This is a genomic window from Vannielia sp. (assembly GCF_029212645.1).
GTDB lineage: Bacteria > Pseudomonadota > Alphaproteobacteria > Rhodobacterales > Rhodobacteraceae > Vannielia.
Genome location: NZ_JARGND010000042.1, coordinates 1 through 18,496, shown reverse-complemented (window position 1 = coordinate 18,496; position 18,496 = coordinate 1). Strand labels below are relative to the sequence as shown.

The 18,496-nt window shown below is 59.8% G+C and carries 19 protein-coding genes; 9 read left to right on the top strand and 10 right to left on the bottom strand.

Annotated elements, in window-relative coordinates; genetic code table 11:
• Positions 1-72: 72 nt before the first annotated feature.
• Entirely contained in the window at positions 73-894 is an 822-nt protein-coding gene (locus P1U55_RS12665) for an ABC transporter permease (protein WP_301047984.1), read from the bottom strand.
• A 133-nt stretch (positions 895-1,027) separates the two neighbouring features.
• Here P1U55_RS12665 and cysQ point away from each other — a divergent pair, with 133 nt between their 5' ends.
• The 9 genes from cysQ to P1U55_RS12620 all read left to right on the top strand — a co-directional run bounded on the left by cysQ (position 1,028) and on the right by P1U55_RS12620 (position 11,367).
• Entirely contained in the window at positions 1,028-1,825 is a 798-nt protein-coding gene (gene cysQ / locus P1U55_RS12660) for a 3'(2'),5'-bisphosphate nucleotidase CysQ (RefSeq protein WP_301047983.1), read from the top strand.
• A 3-nt stretch (positions 1,826-1,828) separates the two neighbouring features.
• Positions 1,829-2,629 carry a manno-octulosonate cytidylyltransferase gene (locus P1U55_RS12655; protein ID WP_301047982.1) on the top strand — a complete coding sequence of 267 codons (801 nt, stop codon included), beginning with the start codon at positions 1,829-1,831 and terminating at the stop codon, positions 2,627-2,629.
• Entirely contained in the window at positions 2,626-3,879 is a 1,254-nt protein-coding gene (locus P1U55_RS12650; RefSeq protein WP_301047981.1) for a glycosyltransferase family 2 protein, read from the top strand. Before P1U55_RS12655 ends, P1U55_RS12650 begins: the two co-directional genes overlap by 4 nt.
• A 164-nt stretch (positions 3,880-4,043) precedes the next feature.
• Positions 4,044-4,937, top strand: coding sequence for a UTP--glucose-1-phosphate uridylyltransferase GalU (galU, locus tag P1U55_RS12645; protein ID WP_301047980.1), 894 nt, complete (start codon positions 4,044-4,046; stop codon positions 4,935-4,937).
• 27 nt (positions 4,938-4,964) lie between these two features.
• On the top strand, positions 4,965-5,948 hold the full coding sequence (galE, locus tag P1U55_RS12640) for a UDP-glucose 4-epimerase GalE (protein WP_301047979.1): 984 nt from the start codon (positions 4,965-4,967) through the stop codon (positions 5,946-5,948).
• Positions 5,938-7,167 carry a glycosyltransferase family 1 protein gene (locus tag P1U55_RS12635; RefSeq protein WP_301047978.1) on the top strand — a complete coding sequence of 410 codons (1,230 nt, stop codon included), beginning with the start codon at positions 5,938-5,940 and terminating at the stop codon, positions 7,165-7,167. The genes galE and P1U55_RS12635 overlap by 11 nt, the downstream gene beginning before the upstream one ends.
• A gap of 72 nt (positions 7,168-7,239) precedes the next feature.
• Entirely contained in the window at positions 7,240-8,220 is a 981-nt protein-coding gene (locus P1U55_RS12630; protein WP_301047977.1) for a glycosyltransferase family 2 protein, read from the top strand.
• Positions 8,217-9,920 (top strand): beta-1,6-N-acetylglucosaminyltransferase, encoded by a 1,704-nt coding sequence (locus P1U55_RS12625; RefSeq protein ID WP_301047976.1) that lies wholly within the window; start codon positions 8,217-8,219, stop codon positions 9,918-9,920. Before P1U55_RS12630 ends, P1U55_RS12625 begins: the two co-directional genes overlap by 4 nt.
• A 7-nt stretch (positions 9,921-9,927) precedes the next feature.
• Entirely contained in the window at positions 9,928-11,367 is a 1,440-nt protein-coding gene (locus tag P1U55_RS12620; protein WP_301047975.1) for a nodulation protein NodH, read from the top strand.
• Positions 11,368-11,484: 117 nt separating this feature from the next.
• Here the strand turns inward: P1U55_RS12620 and P1U55_RS12615 are convergent, their stop codons facing one another.
• The 9 genes from P1U55_RS12615 to P1U55_RS12575 all read right to left on the bottom strand — a co-directional run bounded on the left by P1U55_RS12615 (position 11,485) and on the right by P1U55_RS12575 (position 18,273).
• On the bottom strand, positions 11,485-11,949 hold the full coding sequence (locus P1U55_RS12615; RefSeq protein WP_301047974.1) for a PTS sugar transporter subunit IIA: 465 nt from the start codon (positions 11,947-11,949) through the stop codon (positions 11,485-11,487).
• Between the two features lie 42 nt (positions 11,950-11,991).
• Positions 11,992-12,570 (bottom strand): ribosome-associated translation inhibitor RaiA, encoded by a 579-nt coding sequence (gene raiA, locus P1U55_RS12610; RefSeq protein ID WP_301047973.1) that lies wholly within the window; start codon positions 12,568-12,570, stop codon positions 11,992-11,994.
• A 112-nt stretch (positions 12,571-12,682) separates the two neighbouring features.
• Entirely contained in the window at positions 12,683-14,005 is a 1,323-nt protein-coding gene (locus P1U55_RS12605) for an RNA polymerase sigma-54 factor (protein WP_301047972.1), read from the bottom strand.
• Between the two features lie 12 nt (positions 14,006-14,017).
• Positions 14,018-14,794, bottom strand: a complete 777-nt coding sequence (gene lptB, locus P1U55_RS12600; protein WP_301047971.1) for an LPS export ABC transporter ATP-binding protein — start codon at positions 14,792-14,794, stop codon at positions 14,018-14,020.
• Complete coding sequence (locus P1U55_RS12595; RefSeq protein ID WP_301047991.1) at positions 14,791-15,276, bottom strand: LptA/OstA family protein; 486 nt, start codon at positions 15,274-15,276, stop codon at positions 14,791-14,793. The genes lptB and P1U55_RS12595 overlap by 4 nt, the downstream gene beginning before the upstream one ends.
• Before the next feature lie 38 nt (positions 15,277-15,314).
• Positions 15,315-15,920: an LPS export ABC transporter periplasmic protein LptC gene (lptC, locus tag P1U55_RS12590; RefSeq protein WP_301047970.1), complete on the bottom strand. Its 606-nt coding sequence runs from the start codon at positions 15,918-15,920 to the stop codon at positions 15,315-15,317.
• A gap of 10 nt (positions 15,921-15,930) precedes the next feature.
• A complete protein-coding gene (locus P1U55_RS12585; RefSeq protein WP_301047969.1) occupies positions 15,931-16,914 on the bottom strand; it encodes a KpsF/GutQ family sugar-phosphate isomerase in 984 nt (327 codons plus the stop codon).
• Positions 16,915-16,923: 9 nt separating this feature from the next.
• Positions 16,924-17,538 (bottom strand): ribonuclease D, encoded by a 615-nt coding sequence (locus tag P1U55_RS12580; RefSeq protein WP_301047968.1) that lies wholly within the window; start codon positions 17,536-17,538, stop codon positions 16,924-16,926.
• Between the two features lie 84 nt (positions 17,539-17,622).
• Positions 17,623-18,273 (bottom strand): hypothetical protein, encoded by a 651-nt coding sequence (locus P1U55_RS12575; RefSeq protein WP_301047967.1) that lies wholly within the window; start codon positions 18,271-18,273, stop codon positions 17,623-17,625.
• Between the last annotated feature and the right edge of the window lie 223 nt (positions 18,274-18,496).

Genomic DNA, 18,496 nt, shown 5'->3' with positions numbered 1-18,496 from the left:
GGTTGTGGCAGTGATCTTTTTGCGATTAACGCTGCAATTCGTGTGGCCGTTAGCCCAGCGTGCGCGCAACGCCTATCGCTTTGCAGACCAGCTCAAAGACACTTGTTTGCGGGTAAAAAACTCACCCATCAGCCCGATCATCACCAGCGTAAGCGACACATAAACCGGGTACTCCACCGATGAATGATGTGGGTTGTAGTTAATAAAGGTAAATCCACGCGCCTGATCGATGATGTGGAAAAGTGGGTTCCAGGTAAAGAAAACAAGGATATGGCTCCGCACGTTATTGGCCAAAAACATCTTCCCCGAGGCAAACATATTGGCCCGTGAGTAAACGTTTGAAACCACCGTCACAGCATCCGGCGCCCATGGTTTTGCCGCCAGAAACACCATCCCAACGGCCACACCGGAGAACCACGCCAGCAACACCATCCCCATGGCGCCGACGGGGTTGTAAATGGTGATCGGGGTGAAGGCGAGGTGGTAGATCAGCAGCACCAAAACCATTGAAAGCACTTGGATATAAAGCGCCGAAAGCGCCGAAGACACGATCGAAACGATGGTGTTCATCGGGGCATGTTTCATCATCGCCGAGGTCGGCCCCTCAGCCCCCACCACAGCGCCCATCGCCTTGATATGCGTCATGAAAAGGAAAATCCCCGTCATGATATACAGCATGAAATCACCCCGCACCGCGCTGCGCTTCATCCCCAGAATCTGGAACATGAAGAAGAAGGCCGCCACAAAGATCACCGTTTGAAGCATGTTCATCAACAAGCCCATCACCGCGTTGCCGTGGCTCTTGCGCAGGTTGCGCACAGTGGCATGGTAGATGAGGTCAAGAATGACGAGGGCCGAGCCATATGGCGTTCGTGGGGCCTGCTTCTCGAACATGGGGTGCTCTGCCTTCTGGGGTGTGGATTCGTGTGCAGTATTACACGGAAAACTTGCCGAAACTTTGACGCCAAACCATAAGGGGCAGAGGGCACCAAATCAAATGACACGCCCGAGAGCTTAGGAGAGCGGCATGGATTTCGACCGATTGGTCACAGTGATGCGTCGTCTGGCGCTGGAAGCGGGCGACAAGATCATGGAGATTTACGAGTCCGATGATTTTGATGTGAAAGCAAAATCAGATGAAAGCCCCGTCACCGCCGCCGATGAAGCCGCCGATGCGCTCATCGGCACCGGCCTGCGTGAAGCCTTCCCCGATGTGCTCGTCGTCACCGAAGAACAGGCCGGAACCCACACCCAAAGCGCCGATGCCTTCCTCATCGTTGATCCGCTGGACGGCACCAAGGAGTTCATCAAACGGCGCGGCGAGTTCACCGTCAACATCGCCTATGTTGAGGATGGCGTGCCCCTGCGCGGCGTCGTCTATGCCCCTGCAAAGAACAGGCTTTTCTACACGCTCGCCTCTGGCCAATCGGTTGAGGAAAAGGGTGCGCTGGGCAAGGGCGAGCCGGGTGAGCAGGACCCGCTGCATGTGTCCACGCCCGACAATGATGCGCTGATGGTCGTGGCCTCCAAATCCCACCGCGATCAGGCCACCGATGATTACATTGGCCTCTACAACACCCGCGATATGGCCTCCGCCGGTTCGTCGCTCAAATTCTGCCTCGTCGCCACCGGCGAGGCCGATATCTACCCCCGTCTGGGCCGCACCATGGAGTGGGACACCGCCGCCGGTGATGCTGTTCTGCGCGGTGCGGGCGGCGAGATGGTGCGCTTTGAAGACCACACGCCTTTCCGCTATGGCAAACCGGGGTATGAGAACGGCTTTTTCATCGCCCACGCGCCCGGCGTCCGGCTCCAGCAGGGCTAGGGCGTGAGCGTCCTCATCGCCATCCCCGCCCGCTATGCCTCGCAGCGGTTTCCCGGCAAACCGCTGGAAATGCTGCGCGGGGTGAGCGGGGTGGAAAAGAGCCTGATCCAAAGGAGTTGGGAGGCGGCGCAGGCGGTGCCGGGCGCGCATCGCGTGGTGGTCGCCACCGATGATGATCGCATCTGCGAGGCGGCCCAATCCTTTGGCGCCGAGGTGGTGATGACCTCCTCCAACGCCCGCAACGGCACCGAGCGCTGCGCCGAAGCCGCCACCGCGCTGGGCGATGATTTTGAACTGGTGGTAAACCTTCAGGGTGACGCGCCGCTCACCCCGGCATGGTTCATCGAAGACCTCATCAGCGCCATGCGCGCCACCCCCGAAGCCGAAATCGCCACCCCGGTCCTGCGCTGCGATGGGGAAACGCTCAATGCCCTCCTCGCAGATCGCAAGGCAGGCCGTGTGGGCGGCACAACGGCGGTGTTTGGCGCGGGCAACAAGGCGCTTTATTTCTCCAAAGAGGTGATCCCCTTCACCTCTGATAGCTTTGCCAGCGATGCCGCGACTCCGGTGTTTCACCACGTCGGCGTTTATGCCTACCGCCCCGCCGCGCTCACCGCCTATCCGCTCTGGCCGATGGGCCCGCTCGAAACGCTGGAGGGCCTTGAGCAGCTTCGCTTCCTTGAGCAGGGCCGCCAGGTGCTTTGTGTTGATGTTGAGGGCCGCGGGCGGGCGTTCTGGGAGCTGAACAACCCGTCTGATCGCCCCCGGATCGAGGCGATGCTGGCGCAAATGGGCGTGGAATGAGCGAGCAGGCCAGCGTTATCATCGTCAGCCGCCACCGGCCCGATGAGCTGCGCCGCAACCTGCCTGCCTTCCGCTTTCAAACCCACCGCAATTTTGAGCTGATTCTCGTCGCCGATCCGGCCGGGCTTGCCGTCGCGCGTGATCTTAACCTTTCTGAGCGGATCAAGCTGGTAGAGTATGACGAGGCCAACATCTCTGCCGCGCGCAACCTTGGCCTCGCACAGGCCGCCGCGCCCCTCATCGCCTTCATCGACGATGACGCCACCCCCGAGCCGCCGTGGCTGGAACGCCTGCTTGCGCCCTTCGCCGATGAGGCCGTGACCGCGAGCACCGGCTTTACCAGAGGCCGCAACGGGATTTCCTACCAGTGGCAGGGGGTCGCGAGTGACGAAACAGGCGCTGATGTGCCGCTTGAGGTGCCGGGTGATGCCGTTTCCCTGCATCCGCCCGCCAACGGACGGGTCGTTAAGACTCATGGAACCAATTGCGCCTTCCGCCGCCGTGCGTTGGCCGTTGTGGGTGGTTTTGACCCCGCGTTTCGCTTTTTCCTGGATGAAACCGACGTCAATCACCGAATGGCCCGGGCGGGGCGGCTTACGGCAATCTCGCCTCTTGCGCAGGTGCAGCATGGCTACGCCGCCAACGCCACCCGCGCCGCCAACCGCGCCCCAACCGACCTTACCCAAATTGGCCGTTCCGCCGCAGTATTCCTGCGCCGCCACTGCCCTGAGGCAAAGCGTGAGAACGCGCTTGAGGCGCTGCGCCTTGCCCAACAAAAGCGTTTGGAAAACCACCGTGCCGAGGGCCGTTTAATAGAGGCCGATTTTGCCCCGCTGATGCAAGGCCTCGCTGCTGGAATCACCGAAGGCATGGGTGAAACGCTCGCCGATTTACCGCCGCTGCCAGAGGCTGATCAGCCGTTCCTACCCTTCCCTCAAGGGCCTCAGCCAAGCAGCTATGCCGTTATTTCCTGCACTCTGCTTGGGACCCGCCGCAAGATGGCTGAGGCCAAAAGGCTTGCGGCTTCAGGGGATGCAATCGTCACGCTCTTGCGGCTTTCGCGCACGCCACGGCGGCATAAGGGTTGGTTTGATCCCGGCGGATTTTGGGTGCAACGCGGCGGATTGTTTGGCGCATCAGACAGAACCGATCCGCCCTTTCGCTGGTGGCGCCGCCCTGATCGCATCAAACGTGAAACGCTTAAAATCGCCGCGTTTCGGCACCCGAACGTCAAGTTACCGCGAATTTGAGCAGCACTGTTTGAGCATTTTCACCACGCCAATGCCGCAGGTGCGAAAAAAAGCCATGTCAGCCGGTTCCGTCGCGCTGGAATTCGGCCTATCGTGACGCCAATTCAAAGCCTGCGGGGATTCCTGCGCTGTAGGCAATCATTGTAGTTATTGCAGAGGCTTCTATGTCCAAGAAAGTCACTAAAGCCATCTTCCCTGTTGCTGGTCTCGGAACTCGTTTTCTTCCCGCCACCAAGTCGATCCCCAAAGAGATCATGACCTTGGTGGACCGCCCGCTGATCCAATACGCGATCGACGAAGCCCGCGCGGCGGGGATCAAGGAATTCATCTTCGTGACCTCGCGCGGCAAGGGGGCGTTGGAAGACTACTTTGACCACTCACCAGTGCTGGAGCAGGAGCTGCGCAAAAAGGGCAAAGACCAACTCATGGAGGTGCTGAAAAACACCAACATGGAATCAGGGGCCATTGCCTATATGCGCCAGCACAAGGCGCTTGGCCTTGGCCACGCCGTTTGGTGCGCCCGCCGCCTGATTGGCAATGAGCCTTTCGCCGTGATCCTGCCGGATGATGTGATCGCCGCTGAAAAGCCCTGCCTCCAGCAAATGGTTGAGGCCCACGCAGAGACCGGTGGTTGCATGGTCGCGGCCATGGAGGTGCCGCCAGAAAAGGCCTCGGCCTATGGTTTGCTCGATGTCGCAGAGGACCAGGGCCAGATTGTCAAGGTTGGCGGCATGGTCGAAAAGCCCAAGCTGGAAGATGCGCCTTCGAACCTTGCGGTGATTGGCCGTTATATCCTGACGCCAAAAATCCTGAACAATCTCAACAAGAAGCACAAAGGCACCGGCGGGGAAATCCAGCTTACCGATGCCATCGCTGAAGAGATCAACGGGGATGAGGGCGTGTTTGGCTACCGGTTCAACGGGGAGCGTTTTGATTGCGGCTCCAAGGCGGGCTTCTTGCAGGCGACCGTTGCTTTTGGCCTCGCCCGTGACGAATTGCGCACCGAGCTTTGGGACTATCTGCAAGACCTCGTGGCAAGCGAGAAAGCCGCCCAATAGGGGCGCACGCCCGAGGGAGGTAAGCGGTTGAAGCATGTTCTAGTGACCGGCGGCGCGGGTTACATCGGGTCGCATGCCTGTAAGGCGCTGCAAGCGGCTGGTTATACCCCTGTCGCCTTTGACAATCTCTCAACCGGTTGGGAAGAGGCGGTGCAGTTTGGTCCGCTGGCGCGGGGTGATCTGATGGATCGCGCCAGCATTGATGCGGCCTTCGCCCAGTATCAGCCTATCGCCGTCATGCATTTTGCGGCGCTCAGCCTTGTGGGCGAAAGCATGAGCGATCCGGGCAAATACTGGCGCGAAAACGTCACCGGGGCTGCCAACCTGCTGGATGCCGCCGTGGCCGCAGGTTGCCTTGATTTCGTGTTCTCCTCTACCTGCGCAACCTACGGCGACCAGGATGGCGTGGTGCTTGATGAGGCAACGCCGCAAATGCCGATCAACGCTTACGGCGGCTCCAAAAAAGCTATCGAGGCGATGCTGGCAGACTATGGCGCGGCGGCCGGGCTGCGCTCTGTGATCTTCCGCTACTTCAATGTGGCCGGGGCAGACCCGGAGGGCAAGATCGGTGAGCAGCACAGGCCCGAAACGCACCTTATCCCGTTGATGCTGGATGCCATTGAAGGCAAGCGCCCGGCGCTCACGATCTTTGGCAGCGACTACCCCACCGAGGACGGCACCTGCATCCGCGATTACGTGCATGTGGCTGACCTAGTGGACGCGCATATCGCCGGTCTGCGCTGGCTTGAGGAAGGGCGGGGGAGCGATGTGTTTTGCCTCGGCACAGGCCGCGGATTTTCGGTGCGCGAGGTGGTGGAAGCCAGCCGCACCGTCACCAACCGTGACGTGCCCGTGGTTGAGGGCACACGTCGCGCAGGCGATGCGGCGGCGCTGGTTTGCGGCAGTCGCAAAGCGGTAGATGTGCTGGGGTGGAGGCCCGAACGGTCAACGCTGCCGGTGATGATTGCCGATGCGTGGCGGTGGCAGCAGTCGGCGGGTTATGAGCACTAAAGCACCCCCCCGGTGCCTTGATCTTTCGCGGCTGGTTTCGCGCGTGGGGCGCGGCCCGCTGACGGGCGTTGACCGGGTTGAACGCGCCTATCTCGACCACCTCCTTGCCGCCCCCGGCCCCCTGTTTTCACTGGTGCGGATGCGGCTTTCCTATGCCGTGCTTGATCGTGCCGGAACGCAAGCCCTGGCCGACAGGCTGGCGGGGGACGTCCCTTGGGGCACGCCCGATCTTCGCGCGCGCCTTACCCCCAAGCTCTCCCGGCAAAGCCAACAGGTTGAGGCCGATCTGCGGCGCCTTGCGCTGGGCACCTGCATACGCCGCAACCTTTATGCGCTGCTGGCCCGGCATTGGCCCAAGGGGATGCGCTATCTCAATGTGGGCCATTCCAACCTGACCCAGCGGGTGCTTTGGGCCGTCAGTTCGCAACCGGATGCTGAGGTCAGCGTGTTGGTGCATGACATGATTCCACTCGATTATCCCGAGTATCAGCGCCCCGGACAGCCCGCCAAATTTGAGCGGGCCATGCGGATGGTGAGCCGCTACGCGACGCGGGTGATCTGCAATTCCGAAGCGACGCGGCAACGGGTTGTGCATTACTTCAACCAGTGGGGCAGGATGCCCGAAGCGCTGGTGGCGCATCTCGGCGTTGAGTCTATGCGCCCCGACGCGGCCGCGTTGCCCGAGGGCCTGCCGCCGGAACGGTCTTATTTCATTGCCCTCGGCACCATTGAGCCGCGAAAAAACCACGCGCTCCTGCTCGACGTGTGGACCCAGATGGAGGCCGATGGCCTCGCCCTCCCGGTGCTGTTGATTATCGGCGCGCGGGGGTGGAACAACGAGGGGGTTTTCACCCGTCTTGATAGCTCCCCGATGATCGGGCGCGACATCTTTGAGCTTTCCGGTCTGGGTGACCAGGCCCTCGCCGCACTCGTCCAGAACGCGACTGCCATGCTGTTCCCCTCCCGTGCCGAGGGATTTGGCCTGCCACCCGCCGAGGCGCTGGCCTTGGGAACCCCCGCAATTTGTGCAGATTTGCCGGTTTATCGGGAGTTTATGGGGGAGTTGCCAGTTTACCTGAATGGCAACGATAGGTATCTATGGGCCAAGACCATTCACGAAATGGCAACAAAGGGGCTGGGGGAGACGAGAATAGAGCCGGGAGCGGCAGCGCTCCCCACTTGGGATGCGCATTTCAACCAAATTTTAAGCGTAACCTGATAGCTCACACTGGCCAGCCTCCGGTGGTTGCGAAGGAACGATTTGGGCGTTTTGAGAACATATCGCTTGCGTATGCAGCGGAAACGCTGGCGGATTCGCGCCCTTCGCAAGCGGCGTGAGCTGACCCGTGTTGTTAACCGCACCGCGCAAATCCGCCCCGGTGATGTGCTGTCCTTCACCACCCTGCGCAACGAGCGTATCCGCCTGCCGTTCTTCCTTGATTACTACCGCCGCCAGGGCATCGCGCATTTTTTCTTTGTCGATAACGGTTCTGAAGATGGCTCGAGGGAATACCTCGTTGATCAGCCCGACGTTTCCCTGTGGACGACCGAGCACAGCTACAAACGCGCCCGCTTTGGTGTGGATTGGCTGAACTGGCTCCAGCGCAAATATTCCCATGGCCATTGGGCGCTGACCATCGATGTGGATGAGTTTTTTGTTTATCCGTTCTGCGATACGCGGCCCATTCGCGCGCTGACAGACTGGCTTGATGCGTCCTCGATCAAGTCTTTCTCGGCGATGCTGCTGGATATGTATCCCAAAGGCCCGCTGGATTCGCAGCCCTATGAAGAGGGGCAAGACCCGTTCGAGATTGCCAGCTACTTTGACAGCGGTAACTACCAGATCGAGCGCAACAGCCTCTACGGCAACCTCTGGATTCAAGGTGGCCCCCGCGCCCGCGCATTCTTTGGAGACGCCCCCGCGCGCGCGCCCGCGCTCAACAAGATCCCACTGGTGAAGTGGGACAAAGGCAATACCTACGTCAGCTCAACCCACATGCTGCTGCCTCGCGGCCTGAACCTGACCTATGATGAGTGGGGCGGCGAAAAGGCCAGCGGGATGCTGCTACATGCCAAATTTCTCGACACGTTCACCGGAAAGTCTGAAGAAGAACTGGTGCGCGGCGAGCACTACGCGGCCAGCCATGAATACCGGGCCTACGCCCGCGTTCTGCGCGATAACCCGGACTTTTGGTCAAAGTGGAGCGAGAAATATATCAACTGGCGCCAGCTCGAAATTCTTGGCCTGATGTCCAAGGGGAACTGGGCATGACCGTCGGGTTTGCCATGCTCGTCCACACGGCACTGGACCGGGCCAGCCAGACGGCGCGCCACTGGGCAACCTCTGGCTGCCCCATCGTGATCCACTGTGACAAGATGGTTGACCGGGAGACCTATCGCCGCTTCACCGACTCCCTCGCTGATCTTGATAATATCAGTTTCACCCCGCGCTTCCGGTGCGAGTGGGGCAGCTGGAGTATTGTTGCGGCCACCCAAAAGGTCGCCGAGCAAATGCTCGAAAAGCACCCCGAGGTGAGCCACGTTTACCTTGCTTCTGGCTCCTGCCTGCCCCTGCGTCCGGTGCAGGAATTGAACGCTTATCTTCAGGCCCGCCCCAACACCGACTTCATCGAAAGCGTCACGATTGCAGATGTGACCTGGACGAAAGGCGGCTTTGATCGGGAGCGTTTTACCCTTCGCTTCCCCTTTTCGTGGAAACGGCAGCGCTTTTTGTTTGATCGCTACGTTGCGCTCCAACGGGCCGCGCGCGTTAACCGACGGGTCCCCAAGGGCATGCTGCCGCATCTGGGGTCGCAGTGGTGGTGCCTGTCGCGGCCCACGCTTGAGGCGATCCTTACCGATAGGGATCGCAACTCCTACGACACGTATTTCAAGCGGGTGTGGATCCCTGATGAGAGCTACTTTCAATCCCTCGTTCGCATCTATTCCAACGATATAGAAAGCCGCTCGCTGACGCTGTCGAAGTTTGATTTTCAGGGCAAGCCGCACATCTTTTACGACGATCACCTCCAGCTATTGCGGCGGTCGGATTGTTTTGTTGCACGCAAGATCTGGCCGCAGGCAAACCGCCTTTATGCCTCCTTCCTGTCAAACGATCCGAAGGTCACCAAAAACGCCGAACCGAATCCCTCCAAGATTGACCGCCTCTTTGCCAAGGCGGTTGACCGGCGAACTCAGGGCCGCCCCGGCCTTTACATGCAAAGCCGCTTTCCCAACACGGATTGGGAAAATGGCAAAACGGCTGAACCCTACTCGGTGTTCGAGGGGTTTTCAGAGCTGTTTTCAAACTTTGAAACATGGTTGAGCAAAATGGCAGGCGGGCGGGTGCACGGGCATCTTTTTGCGCCAGAGCGGGTTGAGTTTGCGGGCGGTGAAAAGGTGTATAACGGCGGGCTGTCTGACAGCGCCATGCTGCGCGATCACAACCCCGGCGCGTTCCTTACCAACCTGATCTGGAACACCCGCGGTGAGCGGCAGATGTATCAGTTTGGTCCCGGCGACTCGCAGGCTGTGAGTTGGTTCATCGCGGTTGATCCAAAGGCGCAGGTCTCGGTCATCACCGGGGCGTGGGCGATCAAGCTCTTCCGGCTTGGGATCAACTCTTCGGTCGTGCGCAAGGAGGCGGCGCGGCTTCAGGCCGTGGAGGCCGAGCATCTCAATGTGTTGCGCTCGCCTCACGCCAAGGCACGGGTGCGCATTTGGTCACTGGCAGAGTTCATTGAAGACCCGATGAATAATCTACAGGCGATCATGGATGATATCATTCCAGGCGCGCGCCGCCGCCTCACCGAAGCGCCAATGATGCAAGATCTTGATGGCTTTGGCCGTTTCTTGCAGACCCTCAAGAACCAAGGGATGAACCCCTATCTCGCCGGCGATTTTCCGGTAGATTTGCAGAGCGTGCCCACCAACACCGCCACCCGACCCTCCCCCTATCTTGTGAAGAAATGACCCGCAGATGAGCCAGAGATTCGACTACTTCGTGATTTTCGGCGAAATGCGCACTGGCTCGAACTTCCTTGAAGAGAATATCAATCGTTTCGACGGCCTGCATTGCTATGGTGAGGCGTTTAACCCGCATTTTGTGGGCCACCACAACACGGATGAGATGTTTGGCATCGGGCTGGCTGCGCGCGAGGCTGATCCTTTGAAGCTGATCGAAGGTATGAAGGCCCAAACCGAGGGGCTCCCCGGCTTTCGCTTTTTCCATGATCATGATCCGCGCGTGCTGGAGGCCTGCCTGCCGGACCCGCGCTGCGCCAAGGTCATTCTCACGCGCAACCCGCTTGAAAGCTATGTAAGCCGCAAGATAGCTGCTGATACCGGCCAATGGCGGCTGACGGATGCCAAGCATCGCAAGGAGGCCGCGAAGATAAGGTTCAACGCGGAGGAGTTTGAAACGCTTTTGGCCGAGTTGCAGACCTTCCAGATCACCCTGATGCACGAGATGCAGGTGACAGGGCAGGCTGGCTTTTACATCGGCTATGAAGACATCAATGACCTTGAGGTGCTGAATGGCCTGGCCAGGTTTCTTGGCTGCGACACCCCGCTTGACGATCTTTCGACCCGTCTCAAAAAGCAAAACCCCGGGGGCCTCGAAGATAAGGTCGCCAACTATGAAACGATGCAAAAGGCGCTCTCGGAGCTGGATCGCTTTGACCTTACCCGCACGCCCAACTTTGAGCCGCGTCGCGGGGCGGTGGTGCCAAGCTACTCCGCCTGTGCCCGAAGCCCGATCCTGCACATGCCGGTGCGCGGCGGGCCGTTGGGGCAGGTTGAGGCGTGGATGGCGGCGGTTGATGGGAGCGAGCCAAGCGGGCTGCATCGTGGCTTTAATCAGAAGTCACTGCGCCAGTGGCGGCGGCAAAATAAGGGAGCGCGCAGCTTTTCGGTTGTGACGCACCCCTTGGTGCGCGCGCACCGCGTTTTTTGCCACCATATTCTGCGCAGCGAAGGCGATGGTGCCTTCACAAAAATCCGAAAAACGCTTCGTGAGGGCTACAAAATTCCGCTGCCAGAGGGTGAGCCGGGCCCGGAATATGATACCACCGCGCACCGCGCCGCCTTTCTGGCGTTCCTCAAGTTCCTCAAGTCCAATCTCGCCGGGCAAACCGGTGTGCGGGTTGATGCGGCCTGGGCCAGCCAATCGGCGGTGATTCAGGGCTTTGCCGATCTCGGCCAGCCCGACATGGTGCTGCGTGAAGACCAATTAGAGCTTGGGCTTGGCCAGGTGCTGGAGGCCGCCGGGGTTGAGGCTCGCCCGCCGCTTCCCCCGTTTGAGGATGAGGGGGCGATTCTGCTGGATGCGATTGTCGACGATGAAATCGAGCAAGCCGCCCTTGATGCCTACCAGCGTGATTATCTGGTCTTCGGCTTCAAACGCTTGAAGAACAGCTAAAGCGTTCCGCCAAAAACCTGAACCACAGCTTTTGGTGGAGCGTATTGCGAGGCAGGAATGTTGCGCGCGCCTCGCCTTTATCTGATGTCTCAGGTTAAAGGCGTGACGCCTTAGGCTTTACGCAGCTTGCTGGCCCTGCGCTTCGGTAAGGATGGTGTGGAGTGTCGCGGTTTCCTCATTGGCGCGTAGCTTGGCACAAACATCCCCGTCTCGGAGCGTGCGCGAAACAAGTGCCAAAGCCTTGAGGTGATTCACCCCGGCATCCTTGGGCGCGAAAAGGGCAAACACCAGATCAACCGGCTGGCGGTCTACCGCGTCAAAATCCACCGGTTTGTCGATCCGGAAGAAAACGCCCACAACCTCTTCCAGTCCATCAAGGCGGGCATGTGGCAGCGCAACGCCCCGGCCCACACCAGTGGGGCCGAGGCTTTCGCGATCCATGAGCGCCTCGACAGAGCGCGCGGGGTCCAGCCCATAGGCTGAATGAGCGAGGTCTGCGAGCTGCTGGAACAGACGTTTTTTGCTGCTCACGCCCTGCACGGCTTTCACCGCCTCAGGCTTGAGGATCGTGTGCAATTCCATGCTCTGCCCGGCCTTTCCCCCTCGCACACTGCGAGGCGTTGCTCATTCCTGTTTGGTGTCGATCCAGCCAATATTGCCGTCTTCGCGGCGGTACACGACATTCACACCGTTATGCGTTTCATCACGGAAAACCAGAACAGGGGCCCCTTCCAGTTCCATTTGCATCACGGCTTCGCCAACAGAAAGCGCGGGAACGCGGGTTTCCATTTCGGCAATGATCATGGGCTGGAGTGTATCGGGCTCTGACTCCTCGTCTTGATGATCCGACGATGCGGCGAGGATATAAGAGGGAGCGCCGATGAATTCAACCGGTTCCGAACGGTCTTGATGATGGTTTTTCAACCGGCGCTTGTAACGGCGCAGTTGCTTCTCCATTTTCTGGCAAGCCGCATCGAAGGCGGCGTAGATTTCCGGGGCGTGCGCCTTGGCAGAGGCGGTCAGACCCGTTGAAAGGTGAATGGTGGATTCGCATACGAACTCGTGGGCGCTTTTCGAAAAGACGACATTCGCGTCGGTCGGACGCTCGGCATATTTTTCGACTGCGGTGCCAAGCTCGGCTTTAACGTGAGTCTGAAGGGCATCCCCGATGTCGATCTGTTTTCCACTGATTTGGTAACGCATTGCACCTCCTAGGTTCTTTTCTTTTGTAGTTGCCGCCACGCTGCAGTGGCGGCTTGTTATGGCACGGGTAGCTGCCGCGCGAAACTCACTATGTGAGGGGATACGCCCCGGTTTAATCCACCCCGCGCCTGGCTGCGGTTCGAGCAAGCAGGCGGCGGCGTTCGCTGGAGGGCGGAATGTTCAGGCATTGGCGGTATTTGGCGACAGTTCGCCTAGATATGTCAACGCCTTCGTCCTTTAACATGTCCATAAGTCGCGCATCGGAAAGCACCGTATCGGCGGTTTCGGCGGTGATTAGCCGGGCGATTCTGGCGCGGGCATCATGGCTTGACGTGATGCGCCCATAGGGGGGCCCAAGGCGGCTGGGAAACAGGCCCGAAAGCTCCAGAATGCGGCCATTCCACAGCAGTGTTTTACCATCGACGGCGCGCCCGACGGTGGATTTGTGCAGCCCAAGCTCATCGGCGATTGCGGTGCGTGTGAGTGGTGAAAGCGCTGTGCTGTGCCCAGAGAAGTAGGCCGCCTGTTTTTGCACAATCGCACGGCCGATCCGAAGCAGGGTCTTGCCGCGAAACCGGATGGCGCGCAGCACGGCTTCGGCCTTTGCCACGCTGCCACCGGCAATGGCCTCGCGCGCGGCCAGCAGGTCGCGATCAAGCGAAAGCCGGGGCGTGAGATCGTTTATCAACTCTACCCGCAGCGCCCCGTCCTCGGTGGCCGTGATGCTGAGCTCCGGCACCCGTGCCGTGGGCTCGGGCAGATCAAAAGCGCGGGCTGGAGCGGGGTCTAGCATACGGGCCATCGCGGCGATTTTCTTAACCATGTCGGGAGAGATACCGATTGCCAGGCCAAGCGCCGCAGGCTCGTCGCGCAAAAAGCGAGGGAGATGGTTGATGACAAGGGGTGCAAGCGTGGGATCAAGCCCTTGCTCGGCCAGTTGCAACGAAAGGCACTCAGTAAGCGAAAGCGCGCCAATCCCGGTTGGGTCACACGCCTGAAGCGCCAGCACGGCTTGGCGTGCAACGGAATTGCTGGCGTCATATTCCCTAGCCACTCCAACAATCCCGCCTTCGGGGACAAAGCCGCTTTCATCAAGGTTGAAAGCAAGGGTTCCCGCAAGATGCGCGACCTCCCTGGGGAGAGACATCAGGGCCACTTGCCGGCTCAGGTGTTCCCCCAGGCTGGTCCGGCTGGCAACGGTTTGCACTGCAACATCATAGGCGCTTTGTGTGCCAGATGCGCCATCGGGGCCGGCGGTGCGAGGACTGAACTGGAGAACCGGGTTTTGCTCGGCGAGATCAACTAGGAATTCTTCTAGATCGCCGCATGGCATCGACAGCAGGCTGAACGATTGTTGCAATCCGGGGGTAAGGCCAAGCCGCTGTGTTTGGCGCAGCTCAAGGCGCGTGCCGGGTCCATTGCGGGGCTCGCTCATGGGCGCACCGCCTTACATAATGCGAAAACTGTCACCCAAGTAGACACGGCGCACCTTTTCGTCTTGCACCACCTCTTCGGCGGTGCCGTTCATCAGCATCTTTCCGTCATGCAAAATGTACGCCCGATCCACGATTTCCAGCGTTTCACGAACATTGTGGTCGGTGATCAGCACGCCGATTCCACGGGTTTTGAGATCGGTGACCAAATGGCGAATTTCACCGACCGAGATCGGATCCACCCCGGCGAAAGGCTCATCGAGCAGCAGATACTTCGGGTCGGCGGCCAGACAGCGTGCAATTTCAACACGCCGCCGCTCACCACCCGACAGGGCCAGGGCGGGCGCGCGGCGCAGGTGCTCAATGGCGAACTCCGAGAGCAATTCTTCCAGCCGCTCCCGACGTTTGTGCCTGTCGGGCTCGGCGATTTCGAGAATCGCCATGATGTTGTCTTCCACGTTCAGCCCGCGAAAGATTGACATTTCCTGCGGCAGATACCCGATCCCCAGCTTGGCGCGGCGATACATTGGAAGCCGGGTAACATCGCGCCCGTCGATCAGAACCGCGCCGCTTTCAGGGGTGATGAGGCCTGCGATGGCGTAAAAGCAGGTTGTTTTGCCAGAGCCATTGGGGCCGAGAAGGGCCACCACTTCGCCACGCGCCAGTTCCATGCTGACATCGCGAATGACCAGCTTTTTGCGATAGCTTTTGCGCATATTCTGCACACGCAACCCGCCTTCGCCTTCGGTCAGGTGAAGCTCAGGGCGTTGGGTTTCGTCCGCCGCAGTCAATTCTCACCGCCGGACTGGAACACGGTTTTGACCCGGCCTGACATCACCCCGGTGCCCGTGGTCAGATCAACCGTGAGCTTTTGACCGGAAAGCGCGTTTTGCCCTTGGGTCAAAAGCACATTGCCAGACATCACGATCTGGCTCGACCCTATGGAATAAATGGCTTCTGCCGCTTCCGCCGCTTCGGCACCGCTCACAAGGGTGACTCCGCCGCTGGCATGCAGGCGCTGAACTTCGCCAGTAGAGCTGCTGCCATCTTTGTATTCAACCTGAACCAACCCGGCAGAAAGGCGCATCTCACCCTGGCCCACCAGAACGTTGCCACGAAAGGTGGCCTTTCCGGTTTCCTGGTTGATGGTGAGGCTGTCAGCGGCGATTTCTACCGGCAGGGAGCTATCATGCTTGAGCCCGCCAAAGGCGACGCTGGCCCCCTGCGCTTGTGCGGTTGCGGAGAACCCCAGTGCAAGCAGGCAAAACCCTATGGCGAGAAAGGCGCGTTTAAAAGGCACGAGCTGAAATCCTATTCACTTGGTGGCGTGTATACCAGCTTCACCCGGTCCTTGAAAACCAGAAGGTAGTTTCCGGCCTCGTCAGCCTTGAGCTGCATCTCTCCAGCGGTGAGCTTGCCCGTTGGCCCTTCGGCGGTAACCGGGCCAGGGGAGATTACCTCGGTCCGTTCCAATGCGGTATCAATCTGCTCTGATTCCACCCTGAAGCCGCTGGGCGTTGTCACAATCACCCCGCCACCAAGCCGGGCAACGCCAGCGGCGGTATCAATTTCGCCTGTGTTCGAGAGCAGTTCGTACTGGCCGCCGCCTTTGGTATCTATGCGTGCGTGCAGCTTTTCGGCGGTTACCTTGTCACGGTTTTCAGGGTCGGGCCGGGCGGTGGTGGCGGCAATGCTAATGGCGGCACCATCAACCGTAACGCCAGAGTAATTGGGTGCCGAAATTCGTTGCTCACGGGCAATTCCATCCACGTCGACATCGGCAAATGGGATCGAGTCGGTCGTGTCGACCTTGCGCGCCAGCAGGAACATGGTCGACAATAGCGTCAGCGCGGCCAGCGGCAGCAGGATTTTTGCCCAGGAAACGAAGCGCGAATAAGTGTTGTCATAAACTGACATCAGGACGGCCTCAGGCGACCCCCGCGCGCAAGCAATCATGTATATGGATCAGCCCGGCGAGCCTGTCGCTATCAGCCGGATCGACAACGAACAGGCAAGTGATCTTGCGCCCGTTCATCAGCGCCAGCGCTTCTTCGGCGAGCGCATCCGGCCCGATTGTCAGCGGCTTCTCCGTCATGACCTGTTCCACGTTAAGCTCCAGAAGCCCCGCCATGTGGCGGCGCAGGTCACCATCGGTGACGATCCCCAGAAGCTTATCATCGCCTTCGGTCACACCCACCACGCCATAGCCCTTTTGGCTCATCATAAGCAGGGCTTCGCTCATCGGTGTGCCACGGGTGGCGAGAGGCAGCGCATCGAAAGGGTGCATCAGGTCTTGCACGCGGGCAAGTTGCGCGCCCAGCTTGCCGCCGGGGTGAAACTCGCGGAACTTGTCGGGGGTGAAGCGACGGTGCTTCATTAGCGCGACAGCCAGAGCATCGCCCAACGCCAGCGTCATGGTGGTGGAGGTTGTCGGCACGATGCCCTCTTCGCAGGCTTCAGCGGCCTTTGGCAGCACAATCGCCACATCGGCCCGCTTGAGCAGAGTGCTTTGCGCGTTTGAAGCGACCCCGATGAGCGGGATCGAGAAGCGGCGGGTATAGGTGATCATATCCGCAAGCTCGGGCGTTTCACCGGAGTTGGAGAGCAGCAGGGCAACATCGCCTTCGCCCATCATCCCAAGGTCACCGTGGCTGGCTTCTGCGGGGTGCACGAAATATGCGGGCGTCCCGGTAGAGGCGAAGGTGGCTGCAAGTTTGCGGGCGATATGCCCTGATTTACCCATGCCGCTTACGATCACCCGGCCCGGTGCGGCGAGAATCACCGCGCAAGCCTCGGCGAACCCCGGCCCAAGGCCCTCGCCCAGAGCGACCAGCCCCTCGGCTTCGCGGGCGATGACCCGGCGGCCAGCTTTTATCAGCTCGGCGGGGTCAGCGGGCTCATGTGGCGTCATCCGGCGGCCTCAATGGGAGAAAATGTCGATTTCGGGCCATCCGGCGAGGTCAAGCTTGGCGCGGGTTGGCAGGAATTCAAAGCAGGATTGCGCAATTTCGGTACGGCCTTCACGGGCGATCCGGGCATCAAGGATCTCGCGCAGCTTGTGCAGGTAAAGCACATCGGATGCGGCGTAGTCTTGCTGTGCTTTCGTCAGTTCCTCGGCACCCCAGTCAGAGCTTTGTTGCTGCTTTGAGATATCCACGCCGATCAGCTCCTGGCAAAGATAACGCAGGCCATGGCGATCTGTGTAAGTGCGCACCAGCTTCGAGGCGATCTTGGTGCAGTAGACAGGCGCGGCGAGGGCGCCGAAAGCGTTATACATCGCGGCAATATCGAAGCGGCCAAAGTGGAAGAGCTTGAGCACCTCAGGGTCTTCCAGCATGGCTGCGAGGTTTGGCGCCTCGGTCTGGCCCTTTTCGATTTGCACCAGATGCGCCTCGCCATCCCCGCCTGACATTTGCACAAGGCACAGCCGGTCGCGGTGCGGGTTAAGGCCCATGGTTTCGCAATCAATCGCCACAACAGGCCCAAGGTTGAGGCCATCCGGCAGGTCGCGCTTGTAGAGATGGGTCTTGGTCACGGTGATCTGCCTCGCCTTATGGGTATTGAGCCGAGATAGGCACCTTCTGGCCTGAAATCAAATGGTCTTGGTGCTTGGGGGGCATCAACTGGGGAAGTACTTGGCCATTTCACGCTCGAAATGCCCCCAACTCATTGTTGCACTATTGCCCGCGTAACCATCGTAATGTGACTTGCCCGATGAGGTGGGCAACCCGGCCCAAATCGTCGCGAGGCGGTTCATGAAGCTTTTGCGGCCCATGTCGCCCGAGATCAGCTTTTGTAGCCCGGCCTCCTTAAGAAGTTGATCGGCAAGGCGATCCTGAAGGGCGGGTGTGAAGCGGGCGGTCTCTTCAACTCCCGCATGGTCGACCAGCCGCCGAAGGGTTTTGGGGATAAACTGGTAGCGCCCAATGGCGTGGTGCTGGCCGGGCGTTTCCTTGATCCAGGCATAAATTTCGCCAATGGTCAGCTCCGTGGGGCGCTGTGGTGGCTTGATCTTGGCGGAGAGTTGAACCGCATCGTACCCCGCTTTGCCAGCCTCGGCTTGCGCAATAAGGCCGCGAATCCACTCTGCATAGATCGCCTCGGTAGAGCCATGAACAGTGAGACGCTGGGTTGTGGTTGCGGCTTTACGCTTTAGCTTTTCAACCCGCTTCGGGTAAGGCGCAAAGAAGCTGCCTTCCTGCGCGCCGGAAAACAGGCTTGCCCCGCCGGTTGCGGTGCCCAGCCCGGTCGCTTGCAGCTGACGGTCCATCAATGGATCAGCCGCATAGGCCTTTGCCGCAAAAAGAAGGGGCAAAACTGCCCAAACAAGCCTGTAGATCATGATGCCCCGTTCTGAATGGCTGCTGCTTGGGGTCACCATCGGCCAAATATCTTGAAGATCGGTTACGGCGAGGTGGATTTCTTGGGCGATGATGGGTCAGGCGTTCTTCAGGCTGGTATCTTCTTTCGGAGGCTTGATCCGAAAGAAGAGC

Excerpts from the sequence above, each read along its gene's own strand:
- P1U55_RS12585 (WP_301047969.1), bottom strand. The coding sequence starts at position 16,914 with ATGACGCCACATGAGCCCGCTGACCCCGCCGAGCTGATAAAAGCTGGC.
- P1U55_RS12665 (WP_301047984.1), bottom strand. The coding sequence starts at position 894 with ATGTTCGAGAAGCAGGCCCCACGAACGCCATATGGCTCGGCCCTCGTC.
- cysQ (WP_301047983.1), top strand. The coding sequence starts at position 1,028 with ATGGATTTCGACCGATTGGTCACAGTGATGCGTCGTCTGGCGCTGGAA.
- P1U55_RS12625 (WP_301047976.1), top strand. The coding sequence starts at position 8,217 with ATGACCGTCGGGTTTGCCATGCTCGTCCACACGGCACTGGACCGGGCC.
- lptC (WP_301047970.1), bottom strand. The coding sequence starts at position 15,920 with ATGTCAGTTTATGACAACACTTATTCGCGCTTCGTTTCCTGGGCAAAA.
- galU (WP_301047980.1), top strand. The coding sequence starts at position 4,044 with ATGTCCAAGAAAGTCACTAAAGCCATCTTCCCTGTTGCTGGTCTCGGA.
- P1U55_RS12650 (WP_301047981.1), top strand. The coding sequence starts at position 2,626 with ATGAGCGAGCAGGCCAGCGTTATCATCGTCAGCCGCCACCGGCCCGAT.
- P1U55_RS12630 (WP_301047977.1), top strand. The coding sequence starts at position 7,240 with ATGCAGCGGAAACGCTGGCGGATTCGCGCCCTTCGCAAGCGGCGTGAG.
- P1U55_RS12635 (WP_301047978.1), top strand. The coding sequence starts at position 5,938 with ATGAGCACTAAAGCACCCCCCCGGTGCCTTGATCTTTCGCGGCTGGTT.
- P1U55_RS12575 (WP_301047967.1), bottom strand. The coding sequence starts at position 18,273 with ATGGACCGTCAGCTGCAAGCGACCGGGCTGGGCACCGCAACCGGCGGG.
- raiA (WP_301047973.1), bottom strand. The coding sequence starts at position 12,570 with ATGCGTTACCAAATCAGTGGAAAACAGATCGACATCGGGGATGCCCTT.
- P1U55_RS12615 (WP_301047974.1), bottom strand. The coding sequence starts at position 11,949 with ATGGAATTGCACACGATCCTCAAGCCTGAGGCGGTGAAAGCCGTGCAG.
- P1U55_RS12620 (WP_301047975.1), top strand. The coding sequence starts at position 9,928 with ATGAGCCAGAGATTCGACTACTTCGTGATTTTCGGCGAAATGCGCACT.
- P1U55_RS12605 (WP_301047972.1), bottom strand. The coding sequence starts at position 14,005 with ATGAGCGAGCCCCGCAATGGACCCGGCACGCGCCTTGAGCTGCGCCAA.